The sequence below is a fragment of the Streptomyces sp. MMS24-W38 genome (assembly GCF_059889265.1).
In genome coordinates this window covers 4826287-4841133 of the sequence record NZ_JCBCPP010000001.1, presented here as the reverse complement: position 1 = coordinate 4841133, position 14847 = coordinate 4826287, and the positions used below count along the sequence as shown (strand labels likewise).

Genomic DNA, 14847 nt, shown 5'->3' with positions numbered 1-14847 from the left:
TCGCACATTACCGCAGGTCAACAGGGGTTAACAGGACGAGTGTTAAGCACTGTTGGCTACCGACGCCCCTGCCCCGAACGGTCTCCTGGAGAGGCACCCCAACGAGGTGAGCGCCACCCAAAACGGCGAACCACCTTGACTCTGGTGCGCACCAGATGCACGCTACTGGTGCGCACCAGAACTCGGATTCACGTCCGATCTGTGGTGTGCAGCGGGCGTCGCGTTCCCGAACGCGACGCCAAGGGGCCCGGGACAGAGCGGGCCGAGGGACCCGGACCCCTGGTCAACCGGAGGGCTCAGACCGAGAGGTCACGTCTCCATACGCCTGAAACGGGAGCCCGTGTTCCCGAAGGAGACACCCATACGACCACGACCTACCGCCGCGCTTGATGCGCCGCGGCCGGTTGCTTCCGCCGCTCGTCTCGCACGAGCGGCGCTGAGCGGAGCCGGATGTTCCGACTTCAACGGCGCGCGCCCCCGGAGGGGCAACTCCGGGGGCGCTGTTCGGGCCGTTTCACCTACCAGGGAGACCACGACCCATGGAACACATCGTCACTGTTCAGGACGCTGTTACCGCGTTCGCCGACTTCATGGAGCCGACGGCCGCGGAACTGGACGCGATCGAGGAGGAGATGCCCGTCATCCTGGCGGACGTCGACCTGCTCGACGCGCACATCACCACCCTGGACCGCACGCCGACCGAGCTGGACGCCCGCCGCATCCGCCGGGCCCGCCGCCGGGCGCTGGCCGCGCGGGTCGCGCTGGTCAACCGCACGGCCGGCGCGAGCCTGCCCGGGGGTGCCGCGTGATGGGCCGCTTCGACCTCACCCCGCTCGACCGGTGCCACGTGGAGGCCGCCCGCCGGGCACTGGCCGCCGCGCAGACCGTGAACCTGCTGGACGAGAACGCCATGGCCTACACGCTCGGCCGGCTCGAGGTCGTCCTGGAGCGGCTGATCGAGTTGGTCGACGCGACCGCCCCCAACCCGACGGACATCACCGGGCCGAACGCCCCCGCCGGGGGTGCCGCGTGAGCGCCACCGAGAAGAACCTGTCCGCCGCGCACGCCGAGGTCAAGGCGGAGATCTCCCGGACCAACGCCAAGACGGCCCTGCTGCTGGCATTCGTCGGCGCGGTGCTCGCCGGGGCCTGCGCGGTCGCCCGTGACCTGCCGCCGAACGTGCCCGCCTACGTCGCGGGCGGCATCGGGCTCGTGCTGCTGGTCGGTGCGGCGGGGCTGCTGCTGCGGTCGGTGCGCCCGAACCTGCACAACCGGCGCGAGCGCTTCGGCTTCCCGCTGTGGGCCACGCTGACCGCCGAGGAGATCAGCGCGGCCGTGGGTGGGGACCTGGCCGCCGACATCGCCGGCCTGTCCCGGCTCGCGGTGGCCAAGTTCACCTGCCTGCGCCGCGCGGTCGACCTCACCCAGGCCGGCGGGGCCCTGCTCATCCTCGCCGCCCTGCTCACCGTCGGGGGTGCGCGATGAACCGCACCAAGCTGACCCGTGTTCAGGTGGGGGTGCTGACTGCCGCGTTCGTGCCGATGCTGGCCACGGGCGTGTTCGGCGGTATCGGCACCTACAGCAACATCGGGCATTCCTACGGCTCCGGTACCGCGCTCGGGGCGCTCGCCGCCGGCGAGGGCGCCACCGCCGTGCTCGCCCTGGTCCTGCTCGGGCTGACCATGCTCGGCCAGTCCTCCCCGCGCGTTGTACGCGTCGGTCTGTGGGCGCTGCCAGCCGCCGCCGCCGTCATGGGCGCGATGGCCGCACCCGACCCGGGGCGCACCGTCATCTACGCGCTCACTCCGATGGGCATGTCCGTCTCGGCTGAGGGCATGGCATTTCTGGCCCGGCGGATTGTGGTGCACACCGACGGCCGGGACGCGGAGAACGAGCGCCGGACCGCCGATCTGGTGCAGGCGCTCGCCTACCACCGCGCCCGCGCCACCCACCACCCCAGTGACCGGGTCAGGAAGCGGTCGGACCGTGCGTCGTGGCGGTTGGCCCGCCGGGTCGGGGTCGGGGATGTGGCGCTGGGATCGAGGCTGCTGGATGTGCAGCGCAACCGGGTCACGGCCGGCGCGGATGCCGCGCTCGCGTCGATGTTCGGCGCCACGGCCCCCGATCCGGCCCCGGCCGCGAATGCGGAGGAATCCACCGAGACCTATGCGAAACGGTCTATGGCTGACCTGCCCGAATCGACCCCGGAGGCGGCGGTGACGCTGACCCGGCTGACCGTGCCGGAACCGGTCGCGGTCGACCTGGGCAAGGCGATTCCGCCGCTCAAGCCGATGCCCGCGATCCCCGCCCCGATCGAGCCCGCCACCCGTTCCGCGCGCCGGACGGTTCCAGCGGAGTCGACCCCGCCGCGCCGGGCGACCGGTCGGCTTCCCGAGGTGGCCCGATCACCCCGGCCCAAGCGCACGCCGGAACAACTGCTGGTCGAGGCACGCACGGTGACGGCCGGCTGGCCGGACAAGCGGGTGACCGCCGAGGGCATCCGCCGCACGCTGCGGACGTCGCCGGCGAACGCGCGGACGCTGCGGGACACGCTCCTGGCCGAACGCACCGCCACGGCTGAGGCGGCGTGATGGGGGCGCTGCCGGTGTTCCGGTGGCGCCTGGCCCCGGACGGCTACGCCACCCGCCGCCAACTCCGCGCCCAGGGCCTGCGGCCCGGTGGTCAGGACGTGGCCGCGCAGCTCGAGCGGCCGCGCCGCCGCCGGGACCCGCTGGTCGCCCACCTCTACCGGGTCGACCTGGCCAAGCCGGTCCGGCCCATGACGTCGGCCCGGCGGGCGGCTCTGGCCAAGGCCAACGCCGCCCGCCGCACCTGCCCTGCCTGCCGGCGCGATGCCGGATACGTCATCCCCGCCTCGCTCGGCACCTGCGTGCCCTGCGCCTACCCCGAGGAACAGCGCGCCGCATCACCGCTACTGCGTCAAGGGATCACGGCTCAAGACAAATCTGAATCCCGGCCACCGACCCTGAGCCCCAATCAGCCCTGATTTTTCCTCAGGGTTACTGGCCAGTACTGCACCTACCTTCAACTCGTCCGTCGGGGTTCGGCCCCAGCCGGCCAAAGCGATGACCGAACCCCGACTCTCCTCCTGCTTCAGGAAGGAACCTTCAGTGAAGCACCCCGACGACGACGAACTGTTCAACCGACTGGAAGCCGAGATGGCCGACTCCAGGGCCGACGTGGTCGACCTCGACAAGGCCCGTGCCGCCCGCGAACCGGCCCCCACCTACCCCGCGCCGGACGACCCGACCGCACCCGTCATGGTCGACCGCCCCACTCCGACCGTCACGGGCCCCGGCTACCTCGGTCGGCTGGCCGCCGCCAAGCGACGGGACGTGATCCCGCTCTGGCTGCGGTCGGTCGCCGAACTCAAGACCGCGTCCGCGTGGGTGGCCCGCCACTACGCCCACGCCGCCGGCTACCACGCCCTGCGCACCCCGGTCTACGCCGCCCGCCTCACCATGCAGGCCCCGGCCGGGCTGGCCCGGTTCGTCAGGGGCACGATGCGGTGGGTGGCCGACCGCGAAGGCGAACCCGTCCGCCTCGCCGCCGTGCGCCGCGAGGACGCGGCCGAATACCTCAAGCTCTCCCGGCAGCGTGACGGCCGTGTCCGGCTCCGCACGCTGGTGGCCGTGCTGGCCATGTTCACCGGGATCGCTCTCGCGCTCGCCCTGTACGTGCTGGCGCCCGACTGGCTGCAAGCCGTCTCGGTCGGCGCCCTGGTGCTGGCGCTGGGTGCCCACGGCCGCAAGGCGGACACCCCGGTCATCCACCGGGCTGTGGAGGTCCCCAAGGCCAGCAAGCTCACCTCGGACATCGTGCTGCGCGCCCTCGGGGCGATCGGCATCCCCGCCATCAACCAGGCACAGGCCAAGGGACGCGACGGGTTCGAGTTCACCGCCCCCATCACCCGCGACGGCCCCGGCTGGCGCGCGGAGGGCAACCTGCCCTTCGGCGTGACCGTCACGGACGTGATCGAGAAGCGCGAACGCCTCGCCTCCGGCCTGCGCCGGCCGCTGGGCTGCGTGTGGCCGGAAGCCGAGTCGGAGGAACACCCCGGGCACCTGGTGCTGTGGGTCGGGGACCAGACCCTCAAGTCGGCGCCCAAGCCCGCGTGGCCGCTGCTGAAGTCCGGCACGGTCGACCTGTTCAAGCCCGTCGCCTACGGCACCGACCAGCGCGGACGCTGGGTCGCGGTCACGCTCATGTTCATCGCCGGCATCATCGGCGCCATCCCCCGCATGGGCAAGACCTTCCTGCTGCGGCTGCTGCTGCTCATCGCCGCCCTCGACCCGCGCGCGGAGCTGCACACCTACGACATGAAGGGCACCGGCGACCTCGACCCGGTCGGCGAGGCCGTCTCCTACCGGCACGGCGTCGGCGAGGAAGACGAGACCATTCAGTACGCCCTCGCCGACTTCCGCGCGCTGCGCGAGGAACTGCGGCGCCGCACCAAGGTGATCCGCTCGCTGCCCCGGGACATCTGCCCCGAGTCCAAGGTGACCAGCCAACTCGCCGACAAGCGCACGTTGGGCCTGCACCCGATCGTGGTCGGGGTGGACGAGTGCCAGGTGATGTTCGAGCACCCCGAGCACGGCAAGGAGTTCGAGGAGATCGCCACCGACCTGGTCAAGCGCGGCCCCGCCACCGGGATCGTGCTGCTGCTGGCCACGCAGCGGCCCGACGCCAAGTCACTGCCCACCGGCATCTCCGCGAACGCCAGCACGCGGTTCTGCCTGAAGGTGATGGGCCAGACCGAGAACGACATGGTGCTGGGCACCTCCTCCTACAAGCGCGGCGTGCGGGCCACGATGTTCGCCTGGGGGGACAAGGGCCTGCACTACTTCGTCGGCGAGGGCTCCGACGCCCGCATCGTCTCCGGCACGTTCCTCGACGCGCCCCTCGCCGAACGCGTCGCCGCCCGCGCCCGCACGATGCGGGACAAGGCTGGTCTGCTGTCCGGCTACGCGCTCGGGGAGGCACCGGAAGCGGTCACCGGCCCGTCCTACGACCTGCTCGCCGACGTCGCCGCGGTCGTGCCGGAGAAGGAGGAGCGGGTGTGGAACGAGCGGATCGCCGCCCGCCTCGCCGAACTCCGCTCCGACGTTTACGGCGGCTGGAAGGGCGAGAACGTCACCTCCGCACTCAAGCCACACGGCATCCGCACCCGCGACGTCGCCGGCACCACAGACGACGGCACCCGCACCACACGGCGCGGCATCGTCCGCGCCGACCTCCTCAAGGCGATTGCGGAGCGTAACGAAAAACCGGGCGCCGCATAGGCCCGGCACGGTGCTACCGGTAGCACCCACACCTGCTACCGGTAGCACCCCTGCTAGCAGCCCAAACCCACACCCATCTGCGATCTAGCGGATAGCACCCCACCAGCGGAAACCCCTGGAAACCCGCCCGGAGGGCCCCTGATGACCCCAATCCTCGCTGCTATCGCCTGCCTGATAGCCGTCACGCTCGGTTACGGCGGGCTGTGTGCGGCCTCGCCGTTCGGCGACTGCCGCCGCTGCCGTGGCATGGGCCACGCGCTCAAGACGAACCGCAAGGGACAGCTCAAGCGCGGCAAGGACTGCCGCCGCTGCCACGCCACCGGCAAGCGCATCCGCGCTGGCCGCTGGCTCTACAACCGCTGGGCCCGCATCTACCGCGCCGGCACCGACACCCCTCGCCCGGAAGGCATCCGATGATCCTCGACATCTCCGCCGTCTTGCTGTTCGGCGCCGCGTCCGCCCTCGCCGTCAAGACCAAGTCCGCCGGGGGCGGCGCCGCCCTGGTGCTGTTCCTGTTCGGGTTCTTCGTCGCCGGAACCGGCGCGTACGAGCCCATCCACAACCTCGTGCAGGCATCCGCCGATGCCCTGTCCGCCCTCGGCAACTGAGGAGTCTCCCCATGAGTGACCCCCTCGCCCACAACCACGGGCCCGCCGAACGGGCCGTGGAAGTCCACCAGCCCATCCCGATCACGCCCGCCGTCCCGGTCGTCCCCGTCCAGCCGGGGCACGTCCCGGAGGTGGCGAGCGTCGTCCTGCCGGACGGCCGGATCGTCACCGGCTACGCCGTCGGCCACCCGCAGCCCGCACCGGCCACCGCCGCGCCAGCCGTGTCCCGTACGGCGGTGAACGTCGCCCTGGGGGGCGTCGGGTTCCTCGCGGTGTGCGGCGGGCTGCTGCTGCTCACCTCGTTCATCGCCGCGCTGACCGCATTCATCACCCAGCTCATCATCCTGGCCGCCGTCATCTTCGGCGGCTGGATCGCCGTCCAGGTGCTCGGAGCGAGCGGCCACCAGGGCGGCACCACGGTGAACATCCGCAAGGCCGTGATCAAGCGCGGCCACTTCCACGGCTGAGGATCAACCGTCGTCTCGACCGGCCCTGCGTCGGATGACGGCAGCGATCCACTGGCCGACCACCGCACTGATCGTCAGCGTCAGCGCGAACGCCAGCGAGTCATCCCACGACTTGCCCATCACCACATGCCAGTACACGGCGCCCAGCCCATACACGGCACCCGTGACGGCCAGTGCCACCAGCCAGCGCCGTAATCGGCGCCGGCGCCGTGGGTTGGGCAGCTCATCGCCCACCTGCTGACGCTCCGCCATGCCCAGCACCTACCCCCTCGAAGGGACTCCTCGTGTTCGAGATCCGCGTCATCTGCGACCCCGCCGACACCGAACGCATCACCACCGCACTCAACGACACGTTCACCACCGGCGCCGTACGTACCTACCCCACCCGCGACGGCAAGCACCTGCGCCTGTACGTGACCGCCGACCACCACCCCGACACCGACCACTAGCGACGCCAAGGGCGGCCCCCCATTCCGCCAAGAACCGGGGCCGCCCTTGTCCACCTGCCGTCCAACTGACCTGTGGAGGTCTCCCAGCATGACCCAACCCACCATCATCCGGCGAGTGCCCGGCCCACGGCCGCGGCTGCCCGAACCCCTGCGGAGTGCGCTGACGCTGGCCGCGACCGGAGTGCCGGTGCTGCCCCTGCGGCGGGGCAAGGTGCCGTTCGGCAACTGCCGCACCTGCGCGGACAACGTGTGCGGCGGTCGGCCGAACATGAAGAGTGCGGGCCCGTGCCAGTGCCCCGGCGTCTGCCACGCCTGGGCCGCCGCCACCACCGACCCGGCCATCCTTGCCTCTCCGCCGTGGGCCGCGGCGTGGCGGCAAGCCGTCTCCGTCGCCTACCACCCCGGCGGCGCCGGGCTGACCGTGGTCGACCTCGACGACGCGGCAGCCGTCGCCTGGGCCCGCAAGACCCTGCCCGCCACGCGGACCGTGCCGACGACGCGCGGTGAGCACTGGATCTACCGGGGCGCCATGGCCTCGTCCAACGCGGTCCGCCCCGGCGTCGACATCAAGTCGACCATGGCCTACACCCGCTACCTCGGGCCCGGCACCGGCACCCTGACCGCCCTGCCGAACGCCGTCCGCGCCCTGACCGTCAAGGAACCCTCCCCGGCCCGGCCGGCGCCGCAGGACATCGCCGTGCCCGCACGGCCCGGGAACGGGGAGTGCCCGCACCGTACGTCGGCCTACCTGGACCGGGGCATCGCCATGGCCGAGCAGCGCATCACCGCCGCCCGCAGCGCGGTCCACACCACCGTGTACCGCACGTTCCTGGCCGTGCTGTCCACGCACGGCCGGTGCGGCTGCCTCACCGACGCCCACATCGCCCGGCTGTTCACCGCCGCGCAGGCCAGGGGCGAAACCCCGCGGCACTGCACCGACGCGTGGACCAACGCCCGTACCAGGTTGGGACTGTGACCATGGCCGACGACGAGAAGACCCCGGCCCGCGAGGTCATCACCGACTACGCACAGGCGCACTTCCGGTACTTCCGCACCGCCGACGGCACCGTCTACGCCCAGAAGAACGGCCACCCCGTGGCCCGCCCGATCCGCTCCCAGGGCACCACGGGCAGCCACCGCCAGGAACTCATGGTCGGCCTCTTCCGCGACGGACACGGCGTGTTCAACGGCACCGCGCTCAAGGAGGCGTTGGACCTGATCGAAGCGCTCGCGCTGACCGAGGACGTGCAGCCCGTGCACATCCGCGTCGCGCCGGGATTCGACGGCGCCACGTGGCTGGACCTGGGCCGCGCCGACGGGCGGTCCGTCCGTATCCACCCCACCGGCTGGGACATCGCCATCCCCGACCCGCGGGAGGTGTGCTGGCGGCGCACCCAGCTCACCGGCGAACTGCCCCTGCCCGCCAAGGACACCGAGGACAAGGGCATCGACCTGCTGCTGCGGCTGTGCAACTTCGCCACCGCGGAAACCGAGTGCCTGGCCATCGCCTGGCTCATCGGCTGCCTCGGGCCGTCGGTACCCGTGCCCGCCCCGTTCCTCACCGGCCCGCAGGGCGCCGGCAAGTCCACCGGCGGCCGGATGCTGGTGCGGATCATCGAAGGGATGAGCGGCGACCTGCGCCGCGCGCCCAAGGACGAGGAGAACCTGATCACGGCGGTGGCGGCCGGATGGGTCACCGCCCTGGACAACCTCTCCCACATGACCCCGGAGCTCTCCGACGCGATGTGCTGCATCGTCACCGGCGCCGAGAACGTCAAGCGCGCCCTGTTCACCGACGGGGACGTGTTCCGCGCCCGCTACCGCCGCCCCCTGCTGCTGACCGGCATCGACGTCGGCGTCATCCGCCCCGACCTCGCCGAACGGCTCCTGCCGCTGCGCCTGGAGCGGCCCCGGGTGCGGCGCACCGAGGCGGAGCTGTGGGCGGAGTACGCCGAGGTGCTGCCCGTCGTCCTCGGCTCGCTCCTGGATCTCACGGTCAAGGTCCGTGCGGTCGAGGCGGAGACGCCCACCGATCTGCGGATGGCGGACTTCGCGCACCTGTGCGCGCAGCTCGACGCCGCCACCGGGCTCGGGGCGCTCGCCGCCTACCGGGCCAGCCTGGACGACCTCAACGACGACGTGATCGAGGGCGACCTGCTGGCGCAGACCGTTCTCCGGCACGCCGCCGAGATCGAGCCGGGCGCGGCGCAGCGGATGACGTCCACGGAGTGGCTGCACTGCCTCACCCGCCTCTACGCGGGCGAGGACTTCCGTCCCCTGCCCAAGGGGTGGCCGACCACCGGCAAGGTGCTCTCCGACCGGCTCAAGCGTCTCCAGCCGACGCTGGCCGCGAGGGGTGTCCTCATCGACTCGGGCCGCACCAAAGCGGGCCGCTACCTCGAGATGACCCGCTCGCCGGCCATGCCCCCGCACGAGCAACAGGCGTTCTGACCGGCACCGCCCCCGACCGCACGAGCAAGAGGAGCACCCCGGCCAGGCGTGCTCCTCTTGCTGTTCGGCGGCGGCGCCGCCCTGCGCTGGACGCGCCGCGCAGCGGCTCCCTCTTCACGCCCTGAGCCGCACCACACCACCACAGACACCGCCTCTCTTTTTCCTAAGTAGGAACCGCTGCGTCACCTGCGTCACCGAAGGCCGAGAGACGGCACGTGACCTGCGCATACAGCGGTGACGCAGAGCCGGAAAGTCTGCGTCACCCCGCGTCACCCGCGTCACCCGTGACGAACAGTCTGCGTCACCGATGACGCACCCCCGGTGCTCTGCGTCATCCAAAACGCGCAGGTCAGACAGGGTGGATGACGCAGGTGACGCGGTGACGCAGAAATCCCAACCTCGGACAGACGCGGCCATGCCCTCCCCTCTTGGAGTCCCTATGGCACAGCCGACAGACCCCGACCCCCGCGCCACTCTCCGAGGCGGCCTCCCCGACCGGTACCTCACCCCCGACGACATCGCCGAGATGTTCGAGGTGCCCCTGGAGACCGTCTACCAGTGGCGCAAGAAACGCACCGGCCCGCCCGGCTTCCGCATCGGCAAGCACCTTCGCTACGACCCCGCCGACGTACGGGCCTACGTCGACCAGCGCAAGCACGCCGAAACCGCCGCCGCCTAACAGAACACCCACCACACGGCAGGGAGAGCCGCCCGTGCGGCTCTCCCTGCCGCATGTCGAGAGGACCGCTGCCTGATGGCAGGCCACATCCAAGACCGGTGGTACAAGACCGAATCAGACGCCGCCGGCAAGCCCCGCCGCGTGCGCACGGACCGCTACGGCACCGGGATGCGCTACCGCGCCCGCTACATCGGCCCGGACGGAACCGAGAAGAGCAAGTCATTCCCCGACCGACAGAAGCGACTGGCCGAGCAATGGCTCGCCCACATTGAGGCGGACATGTCTCGGGGACAGTACCTGGACCCGGCCGCGAGCCGAGTGACGTTCCGGCAGTACGCCGAGACGTGGCTGAACACGCAAACCACCGACATGACCACGCGAGAGTCAGTGGAGTCCGCGATTCGCGGTCATGCCATCCCCTACCTGGGACCGCGTCCGCTCGGCTCGTTCAAGCCGGAACACATCCGGGATTGGCTTAGCAAACTGGAACGGGCTGTCCCGGCATCGTCGTACCGGCGCGTGATCTACAACAACGTTTCGACGGTCCTCAACGCGGCGGTGGACGACGGTCACCTGTCGAAGAACCCGTGCCACGCGCAATCCGTGCGTCCGCCTGCTGCGGGAAGTGGCCGCGTTGTGCCGTGGAGCGCAGAGCGCGTCTTCGCTGTACGAGCGGCTCTGCCGGAGCGATACCGCGCGACGGTCGACCTCGGAGGCGGATGCGGACTCCGGCAAGGAGAAATCTTCGGGTTGCCCGTCGATGCAATTGGCTTCGACTCCGGATGGCTGAACATCGCGAACCAGGTGAAGGTGACGAAAGACGGTCTCGTGTTCGCCCTACCGAAGCGGAACAAGATCCGCGACGTCCCCTTGCCGGACCGTGTGGCGCACGTCCTCAAACAGCATATGGAGGCATTCACCCCGGTAGAGATCACCCTGCCGTGGCTCCGGGTGGACGGTCCGCCTGTCACGAAGCGGCTGCTGTTCACGCGGCTCGATGGCGCGGGCGCGGTTCGGCGTACCGACTTCAACGACCGCGCGTGGAAGCCTGCCCTCGTGGCCGCGGGGGTGATCCCCGCGCCGAAACCGGGAGAGCGTCACCAGGCTGCCCGCGAACATGGCATGCACGCCCTCAGGCACTTCTACGCCTCGGTCCTCCTGGACGCCGGCGAGAACGTCAAGGCGCTGAGCAACTACCTCGGACACAACGATCCGGGGTTCACGCTCAGGGTCTACACGCACCTCATGCCGAGCAGCGACGCACGGGCTCGGAAGGCCGTGGACGGCCTGTACGAGGGCACCGATCCGGCGCCAGACGGCCCAGAGACGGCCCAGGACCCGTGAGACGCCATGGGGCCGCCGGTCCGGGACCGGCGGCCCGTCCGCTGAATCAGCGGGAAACCTGCTCTGACCTGCCTCTACAACACGGGCAGGTTCTTGCGGAGTTCGAAGGCGGTGACCTCGGAGCGGTACTCCTCCCACTCCTGCTTCTTGTTGCGTAGGAAGAAGTCGAAGACGTGTTCGCCTAGGGTCTCGGCGACCAGGTCGCTGCGTTGCATCAGGGCGAGGGACTCGCCGAGGTTCTGCGGGAGGGGTTCGATGCCGAGGGCGCGGCGCTCGGCGTCGGAGAGGGCCCAGACGTCGTCCTCGGCGCCGGGCGGGAGTTCGTAGCCCTCCTCCACGCCCTTCAGGCCGGCGGCCAGGAGGAGCGCGTAGGTCAGGTACGGGTTGGCCCCGGAGTCGATCGAGCGGACCTCGACGCGGGCCGAGCCGGTCTTGCCCGGCTTGTACATGGGGACGCGCACCAGTGCCGAGCGGTTGTTGTGGCCCCAGCAGATGTACGAGGGAGCCTCTCCGCCGGCGCCGGCGGTGCGTTCGGAGCCGCCCCAGATGCGCTTGTAGGAGTTGACCCACTGGTTGGTGACCGCGGAGATCTCCGCCGCGTGCTTCAGCAGGCCCGCGATGAAGGAGCGGCCGATCTTGGAGAGCTGGTACTCCGCGCCCGACTCGTAGAAGGCGTTGCGGTCGCCCTCGAAGAGGGAGAGGTGGGTGTGCATACCGCTGCCCGGGTACTCCGAGAACGGCTTCGGCATGAACGTGGCCTGCACGCCCTGTTCCAGCGCCACCTGCTTCATGACCAGGCGGAACGTCATGATGTTGTCGGCCGTGGACAGCGCGTCCGCGTAGCGGAGGTCGATCTCCTGCTGGCCGGGGGCGCCCTCGTGGTGGGAGAACTCCACCGAGATGCCCATCGACTCCAGCATCGTGATGGCCTGGCGGCGGAAGTCCTGGCCGACGTTCTGCGGTGTGTGGTCGAAGTAGCCGGAGTTGTCGGCGGGGGTCGGGCGGCTGCCGTCGAGGGGCTTGTCCTTCAGCAGGAAGAACTCGATCTCGGGGTGGGTGTAGAAGGTGAAGCCCATGTCGGAGGTGCGGGCCAGGGCGCGCTTGAGGACGTAGCGCGGGTCGGCGAAGGACGGGGAGCCGTCCGGCATGAGGATGTCGCAGAACATGCGGGCCGTGCCGGGGGCCTCGGCACGCCAGGGCAGGATCTGGAACGTCGAGGGGTCCGGCTTGGCGATCATGTCGGACTCGTACACCCGGGCGAAGCCCTCGATCGCCGAGCCGTCGAAGCCGATGCCCTCGTCGAAGGCCTGCTCCAGCTCGGCCGGAGCCACGGCCACGGACTTCAGGAAGCCCAGTACGTCCGTGAACCACAGCCGCACGAAACGGATGTCGCGCTCCTCCAACGTCCGGAGCACGAACTCCTGCTGCTTGTCCATCTTCCGCTTCCCCATCATCGCCGGTCGGACCGCCTTTCCCTTGCCGCGACGGATGGCCTCCTCGGGCTGCGGTCGGGCAGTCGGGCCATCCCACCACATCCGGGTTTCACGCGTGTTGCCGACCATGATCGTCCGACGGCCCCGTGGTTCATCGCGCCCGCTGTCCATCTTGCCCGTTCGGGCCGGTGTGCGGAACGGCGGGCGCCGCTCCGGCACGCCGTCGGCGCGTCACCGGCGCGTCGTCGGCGGCGGCCTCTCCGGCGCGTCGCCTTTCAGCAGGGCCCCCTCGGGCAGCTCAACCCCACCCCCCCCTTAATTGGTATTCCAGATGCAAGTTTTAATGGGTGGTGCAGACAGTCGAGAACGAGGAGACCTGATGCTGTCCGAGCAGTCCGCCGTCACCGTCCGAGCCACGCTCCCCGCCGTCGGAGCGGCCCTCGGCGAGATCACCGAGCGCTTCTACGCCGGGATGTTCGCCGCCCGCCCCGAGCTGCTGCGCGACCTGTTCAACCGCGGCAACCAGGCCGCGGGCACCCAGCGCGAAGCCCTCGCCGGTTCCATCGCGGCCTTCGCCACGCACCTGCTGGAGCACCCCGACGACCGGCCCGACGCGATGCTGCAGCGCATCGCGCACAAGCACGCCTCGCTCGGCATCACCCCGGACCAGTACGCCATCGTCCACGAGCACCTGTTCGCCGCCATCGTGGAGGTCCTGGGCGAGGCCGTCACCCCCGAGGTCGCGGCCGCCTGGGAGGAGGTCTACTGGCTGATGGCGAACGCCCTCGTCGCCCTCGAGAAGCGGCTCTACGAGGAGCAGGGCGGGCCGAGCTGGCGTGCCTGGGAGGTCGTAGAGCGGGTCGCCGAGACCGCCGACGTCGCCTCCTTCCGGCTGCGCCCGGTCGACGGGGGCCCGGTGCGGGACTTCCGCCCGGGCCAGTACGTCTCCGTCCGCGTCGCCCTCGACGACGGCGCCCGGCAGATCCGCCAGTACAGCCTCTCGGGGGCGCCCGGTCCGGACGAGCGGCAGTTCAGCGTCAAGCGCGTGCGCGAGGAGGGCGGAACGCCCGAGGGCGAGGTCTCCGGCCACCTCCACGCACGGGTGCGGGCCGGTGACGTCCTGGAGCTGTCCGAGGCGTACGGCGATCTCGTCCTCGACGCCGAGCCCGGCACCCCCCTCCTGCTGGCCTCGGCGGGGATCGGGGTCACCCCGATGACCGCGATGCTGGCGCACCTCGCCGACGGCGGGCACCGGGCCCCGGTCACCGTCGTGCACGGCGACCGCTCCCCCGCCGACCACGCCCTGCGCGCCGACCACGAGGGGTACGCGGCCAAGCTGGCGGACTCCGCCGTGCACTTCTGGTACGAGCGGGACGCCCCGGCCGGCACCTCCACCGGCTACGTCGACCTCACGGACGTGCCGGTCGCGCCGGGCACCCGCGCGTACCTGTGCGGCCCGCTGCCGTTCATGCGGACGGTGCGGGAGCAGCTGATCGGCAAGGGCGTCGCCCCGGCCGACATCCACTACGAGGTGTTCGGACCGGACCTGTGGCTGGCCAAGCAGGGCTGAGCACACCCCGGGAGAGCTGACGGGCGTGCTGTCGGGGGACGGAGGACGTCCGCCCGGGCAAGGGCTAAGGCGCCCGGGAGATCTCCAGCAGGAGCGGACCCGTCGGGCCCGTGGCGAGGTCCGCCACCGTGAGCGGGTCCAGCGAGGCGAAGAACGCCTCCTGGGCCCGTCGCAGCGCGCCCCGCAGTCGGCAGGCGGAGCGGAGCGGGCACGGCGCGAGGGCCGAGGTGCCCTCGCAGTCGACGACGTCGCCCTCCCCCTCGAAGGCGCGGACCACGGCGCCCACCGAGGCGGTGCGGCCCCGCTCCGTGAGGGCGAGGCCGCCGCCCCGGCCGCGCCGGGCCGTGAGCAGTTCCATGTGCTGGAGCTCGGCGACGACCTTCGCGGCGTGGGTGTACGGCACGTCGACGGCCGCCGCGACATCACGCGTCGTCGGGTTGGAGTCGCCTGCCACGGCGAGGCGCATCAGGACCCGCAGGGCGAGGTCGGTGGAGCGCAGCAACCTCATACCGGGCAGGGTAGGTAATGCACATCAGGCATTCA

Annotated in this window: 17 protein-coding genes and 1 pseudogene; 15 read left to right on the top strand and 3 right to left on the bottom strand. The window is 71.1% G+C overall.

Translation table 11 applies throughout. The features are described from left to right. Positions 1-539: 539 nt before the first annotated feature. The 9 genes and pseudogenes from AC6F7H_RS21055 to AC6F7H_RS21015 all read left to right on the top strand — a co-directional run bounded on the left by AC6F7H_RS21055 (position 540) and on the right by AC6F7H_RS21015 (position 6378). A complete protein-coding gene (locus AC6F7H_RS21055; RefSeq protein ID WP_500758475.1) occupies positions 540-809 on the top strand; it encodes a DUF6284 family protein in 270 nt (89 codons plus the stop codon). After that, positions 809-1033 (top strand): hypothetical protein, encoded by a 225-nt coding sequence (locus AC6F7H_RS21050; protein WP_500758474.1) that lies wholly within the window; start codon positions 809-811, stop codon positions 1031-1033. Before AC6F7H_RS21055 ends, AC6F7H_RS21050 begins: the two co-directional genes overlap by 1 nt. Continuing rightward, a complete protein-coding gene (locus AC6F7H_RS21045; RefSeq protein WP_500758473.1) occupies positions 1030-1485 on the top strand; it encodes a Pycsar system effector family protein in 456 nt (151 codons plus the stop codon). Before AC6F7H_RS21050 ends, AC6F7H_RS21045 begins: the two co-directional genes overlap by 4 nt. Beyond that, a complete protein-coding gene (locus AC6F7H_RS21040; RefSeq protein WP_500758472.1) occupies positions 1482-2591 on the top strand; it encodes a conjugal transfer protein in 1110 nt (369 codons plus the stop codon). Before AC6F7H_RS21045 ends, AC6F7H_RS21040 begins: the two co-directional genes overlap by 4 nt. Continuing rightward, positions 2591-2908, top strand: a pseudogene (locus AC6F7H_RS21035) (RRQRL motif-containing zinc-binding protein); the annotation flags it as partial. The gene AC6F7H_RS21040 and the pseudogene AC6F7H_RS21035, both read left to right, overlap by 1 nt. A gap of 223 nt (positions 2909-3131) precedes the next feature. After that, positions 3132-5303, top strand: a complete 2172-nt coding sequence (locus AC6F7H_RS21030) for a cell division protein FtsK (protein ID WP_500758471.1) — start codon at positions 3132-3134, stop codon at positions 5301-5303. Positions 5304-5444: 141 nt separating this feature from the next. Beyond that, positions 5445-5720 carry a hypothetical protein gene (locus AC6F7H_RS21025; RefSeq protein WP_500758470.1) on the top strand — a complete coding sequence of 92 codons (276 nt, stop codon included), beginning with the start codon at positions 5445-5447 and terminating at the stop codon, positions 5718-5720. Next, entirely contained in the window at positions 5717-5911 is a 195-nt protein-coding gene (locus AC6F7H_RS21020) for a hypothetical protein (protein WP_317770183.1), read from the top strand. Before AC6F7H_RS21025 ends, AC6F7H_RS21020 begins: the two co-directional genes overlap by 4 nt. Positions 5912-5922: 11 nt before the next feature. Beyond that, positions 5923-6378 (top strand): hypothetical protein, encoded by a 456-nt coding sequence (locus AC6F7H_RS21015; RefSeq protein WP_500758469.1) that lies wholly within the window; start codon positions 5923-5925, stop codon positions 6376-6378. A gap of 3 nt (positions 6379-6381) precedes the next feature. On the opposite strand, the gene AC6F7H_RS21010 is transcribed toward AC6F7H_RS21015, so the two are convergent. Continuing rightward, entirely contained in the window at positions 6382-6630 is a 249-nt protein-coding gene (locus AC6F7H_RS21010) for a hypothetical protein (protein ID WP_500758468.1), read from the bottom strand. 32 nt (positions 6631-6662) lie between these two features. On the opposite strand from AC6F7H_RS21010, the gene AC6F7H_RS21005 reads away from it, so the two are divergent. The 5 genes from AC6F7H_RS21005 to AC6F7H_RS20985 all read left to right on the top strand — a co-directional run bounded on the left by AC6F7H_RS21005 (position 6663) and on the right by AC6F7H_RS20985 (position 11301). Continuing rightward, the gene (locus tag AC6F7H_RS21005; RefSeq protein WP_467209339.1) at positions 6663-6827 is read left to right on the top strand and encodes a hypothetical protein; all 165 of its coding nucleotides are present in this window, start codon (positions 6663-6665) and stop codon (positions 6825-6827) included. An 88-nt stretch (positions 6828-6915) separates the two neighbouring features. Further along, positions 6916-7803, top strand: coding sequence for a bifunctional DNA primase/polymerase (locus tag AC6F7H_RS21000; RefSeq protein WP_500758467.1), 888 nt, complete (start codon positions 6916-6918; stop codon positions 7801-7803). Positions 7804-7805: 2 nt separating this feature from the next. Further along, positions 7806-9278 (top strand): AICE element replication initiation protein, encoded by a 1473-nt coding sequence (locus tag AC6F7H_RS20995; RefSeq protein ID WP_500758466.1) that lies wholly within the window; start codon positions 7806-7808, stop codon positions 9276-9278. A 439-nt stretch (positions 9279-9717) separates the two neighbouring features. Next, complete coding sequence (locus tag AC6F7H_RS20990; protein ID WP_500758465.1) at positions 9718-9957, top strand: helix-turn-helix transcriptional regulator; 240 nt, start codon at positions 9718-9720, stop codon at positions 9955-9957. 75 nt (positions 9958-10032) lie between these two features. Beyond that, on the top strand, positions 10033-11301 hold the full coding sequence (locus AC6F7H_RS20985) for a tyrosine-type recombinase/integrase (RefSeq protein ID WP_500758464.1): 1269 nt from the start codon (positions 10033-10035) through the stop codon (positions 11299-11301). A gap of 74 nt (positions 11302-11375) precedes the next feature. Here the strand turns inward: AC6F7H_RS20985 and glnA2 are convergent, their stop codons facing one another. Next, on the bottom strand, positions 11376-12737 hold the full coding sequence (gene glnA2 / locus AC6F7H_RS20980; RefSeq protein ID WP_500758463.1) for a gamma-glutamylpolyamine synthetase GlnA2: 1362 nt from the start codon (positions 12735-12737) through the stop codon (positions 11376-11378). Positions 12738-13113: 376 nt separating this feature from the next. Here glnA2 and AC6F7H_RS20975 point away from each other — a divergent pair, with 376 nt between their 5' ends. Next, a complete protein-coding gene (locus AC6F7H_RS20975; protein ID WP_500758462.1) occupies positions 13114-14304 on the top strand; it encodes a globin domain-containing protein in 1191 nt (396 codons plus the stop codon). Between the two features lie 64 nt (positions 14305-14368). On the opposite strand, the gene AC6F7H_RS20970 is transcribed toward AC6F7H_RS20975, so the two are convergent. Next, a complete protein-coding gene (locus AC6F7H_RS20970; protein WP_500758461.1) occupies positions 14369-14812 on the bottom strand; it encodes an RrF2 family transcriptional regulator in 444 nt (147 codons plus the stop codon). Positions 14813-14847: the final 35 nt, after the last annotated feature.

Bases quoted from the DNA above. Each gene is read 5' to 3' on its own strand.
- AC6F7H_RS20990 (WP_500758465.1), top strand. From the start codon at position 9,718: ATGGCACAGCCGACAGACCCCGACCCCCGCGCCACTCTCCGAGGCGGC.
- AC6F7H_RS21025 (WP_500758470.1), top strand. From the start codon at position 5,445: ATGACCCCAATCCTCGCTGCTATCGCCTGCCTGATAGCCGTCACGCTC.
- AC6F7H_RS21010 (WP_500758468.1), bottom strand. From the start codon at position 6,630: ATGGCGGAGCGTCAGCAGGTGGGCGATGAGCTGCCCAACCCACGGCGC.
- AC6F7H_RS21055 (WP_500758475.1), top strand. From the start codon at position 540: ATGGAACACATCGTCACTGTTCAGGACGCTGTTACCGCGTTCGCCGAC.
- AC6F7H_RS21040 (WP_500758472.1), top strand. From the start codon at position 1,482: ATGAACCGCACCAAGCTGACCCGTGTTCAGGTGGGGGTGCTGACTGCC.
- AC6F7H_RS21000 (WP_500758467.1), top strand. From the start codon at position 6,916: ATGACCCAACCCACCATCATCCGGCGAGTGCCCGGCCCACGGCCGCGG.
- AC6F7H_RS21050 (WP_500758474.1), top strand. From the start codon at position 809: ATGGGCCGCTTCGACCTCACCCCGCTCGACCGGTGCCACGTGGAGGCC.
- AC6F7H_RS20995 (WP_500758466.1), top strand. From the start codon at position 7,806: ATGGCCGACGACGAGAAGACCCCGGCCCGCGAGGTCATCACCGACTAC.
- AC6F7H_RS20985 (WP_500758464.1), top strand. From the start codon at position 10,033: ATGGCAGGCCACATCCAAGACCGGTGGTACAAGACCGAATCAGACGCC.
- AC6F7H_RS21015 (WP_500758469.1), top strand. From the start codon at position 5,923: ATGAGTGACCCCCTCGCCCACAACCACGGGCCCGCCGAACGGGCCGTG.
- glnA2 (WP_500758463.1), bottom strand. From the start codon at position 12,737: ATGGACAAGCAGCAGGAGTTCGTGCTCCGGACGTTGGAGGAGCGCGAC.
- AC6F7H_RS20970 (WP_500758461.1), bottom strand. From the start codon at position 14,812: ATGAGGTTGCTGCGCTCCACCGACCTCGCCCTGCGGGTCCTGATGCGC.
- AC6F7H_RS20975 (WP_500758462.1), top strand. From the start codon at position 13,114: ATGCTGTCCGAGCAGTCCGCCGTCACCGTCCGAGCCACGCTCCCCGCC.
- AC6F7H_RS21020 (WP_317770183.1), top strand. From the start codon at position 5,717: ATGATCCTCGACATCTCCGCCGTCTTGCTGTTCGGCGCCGCGTCCGCC.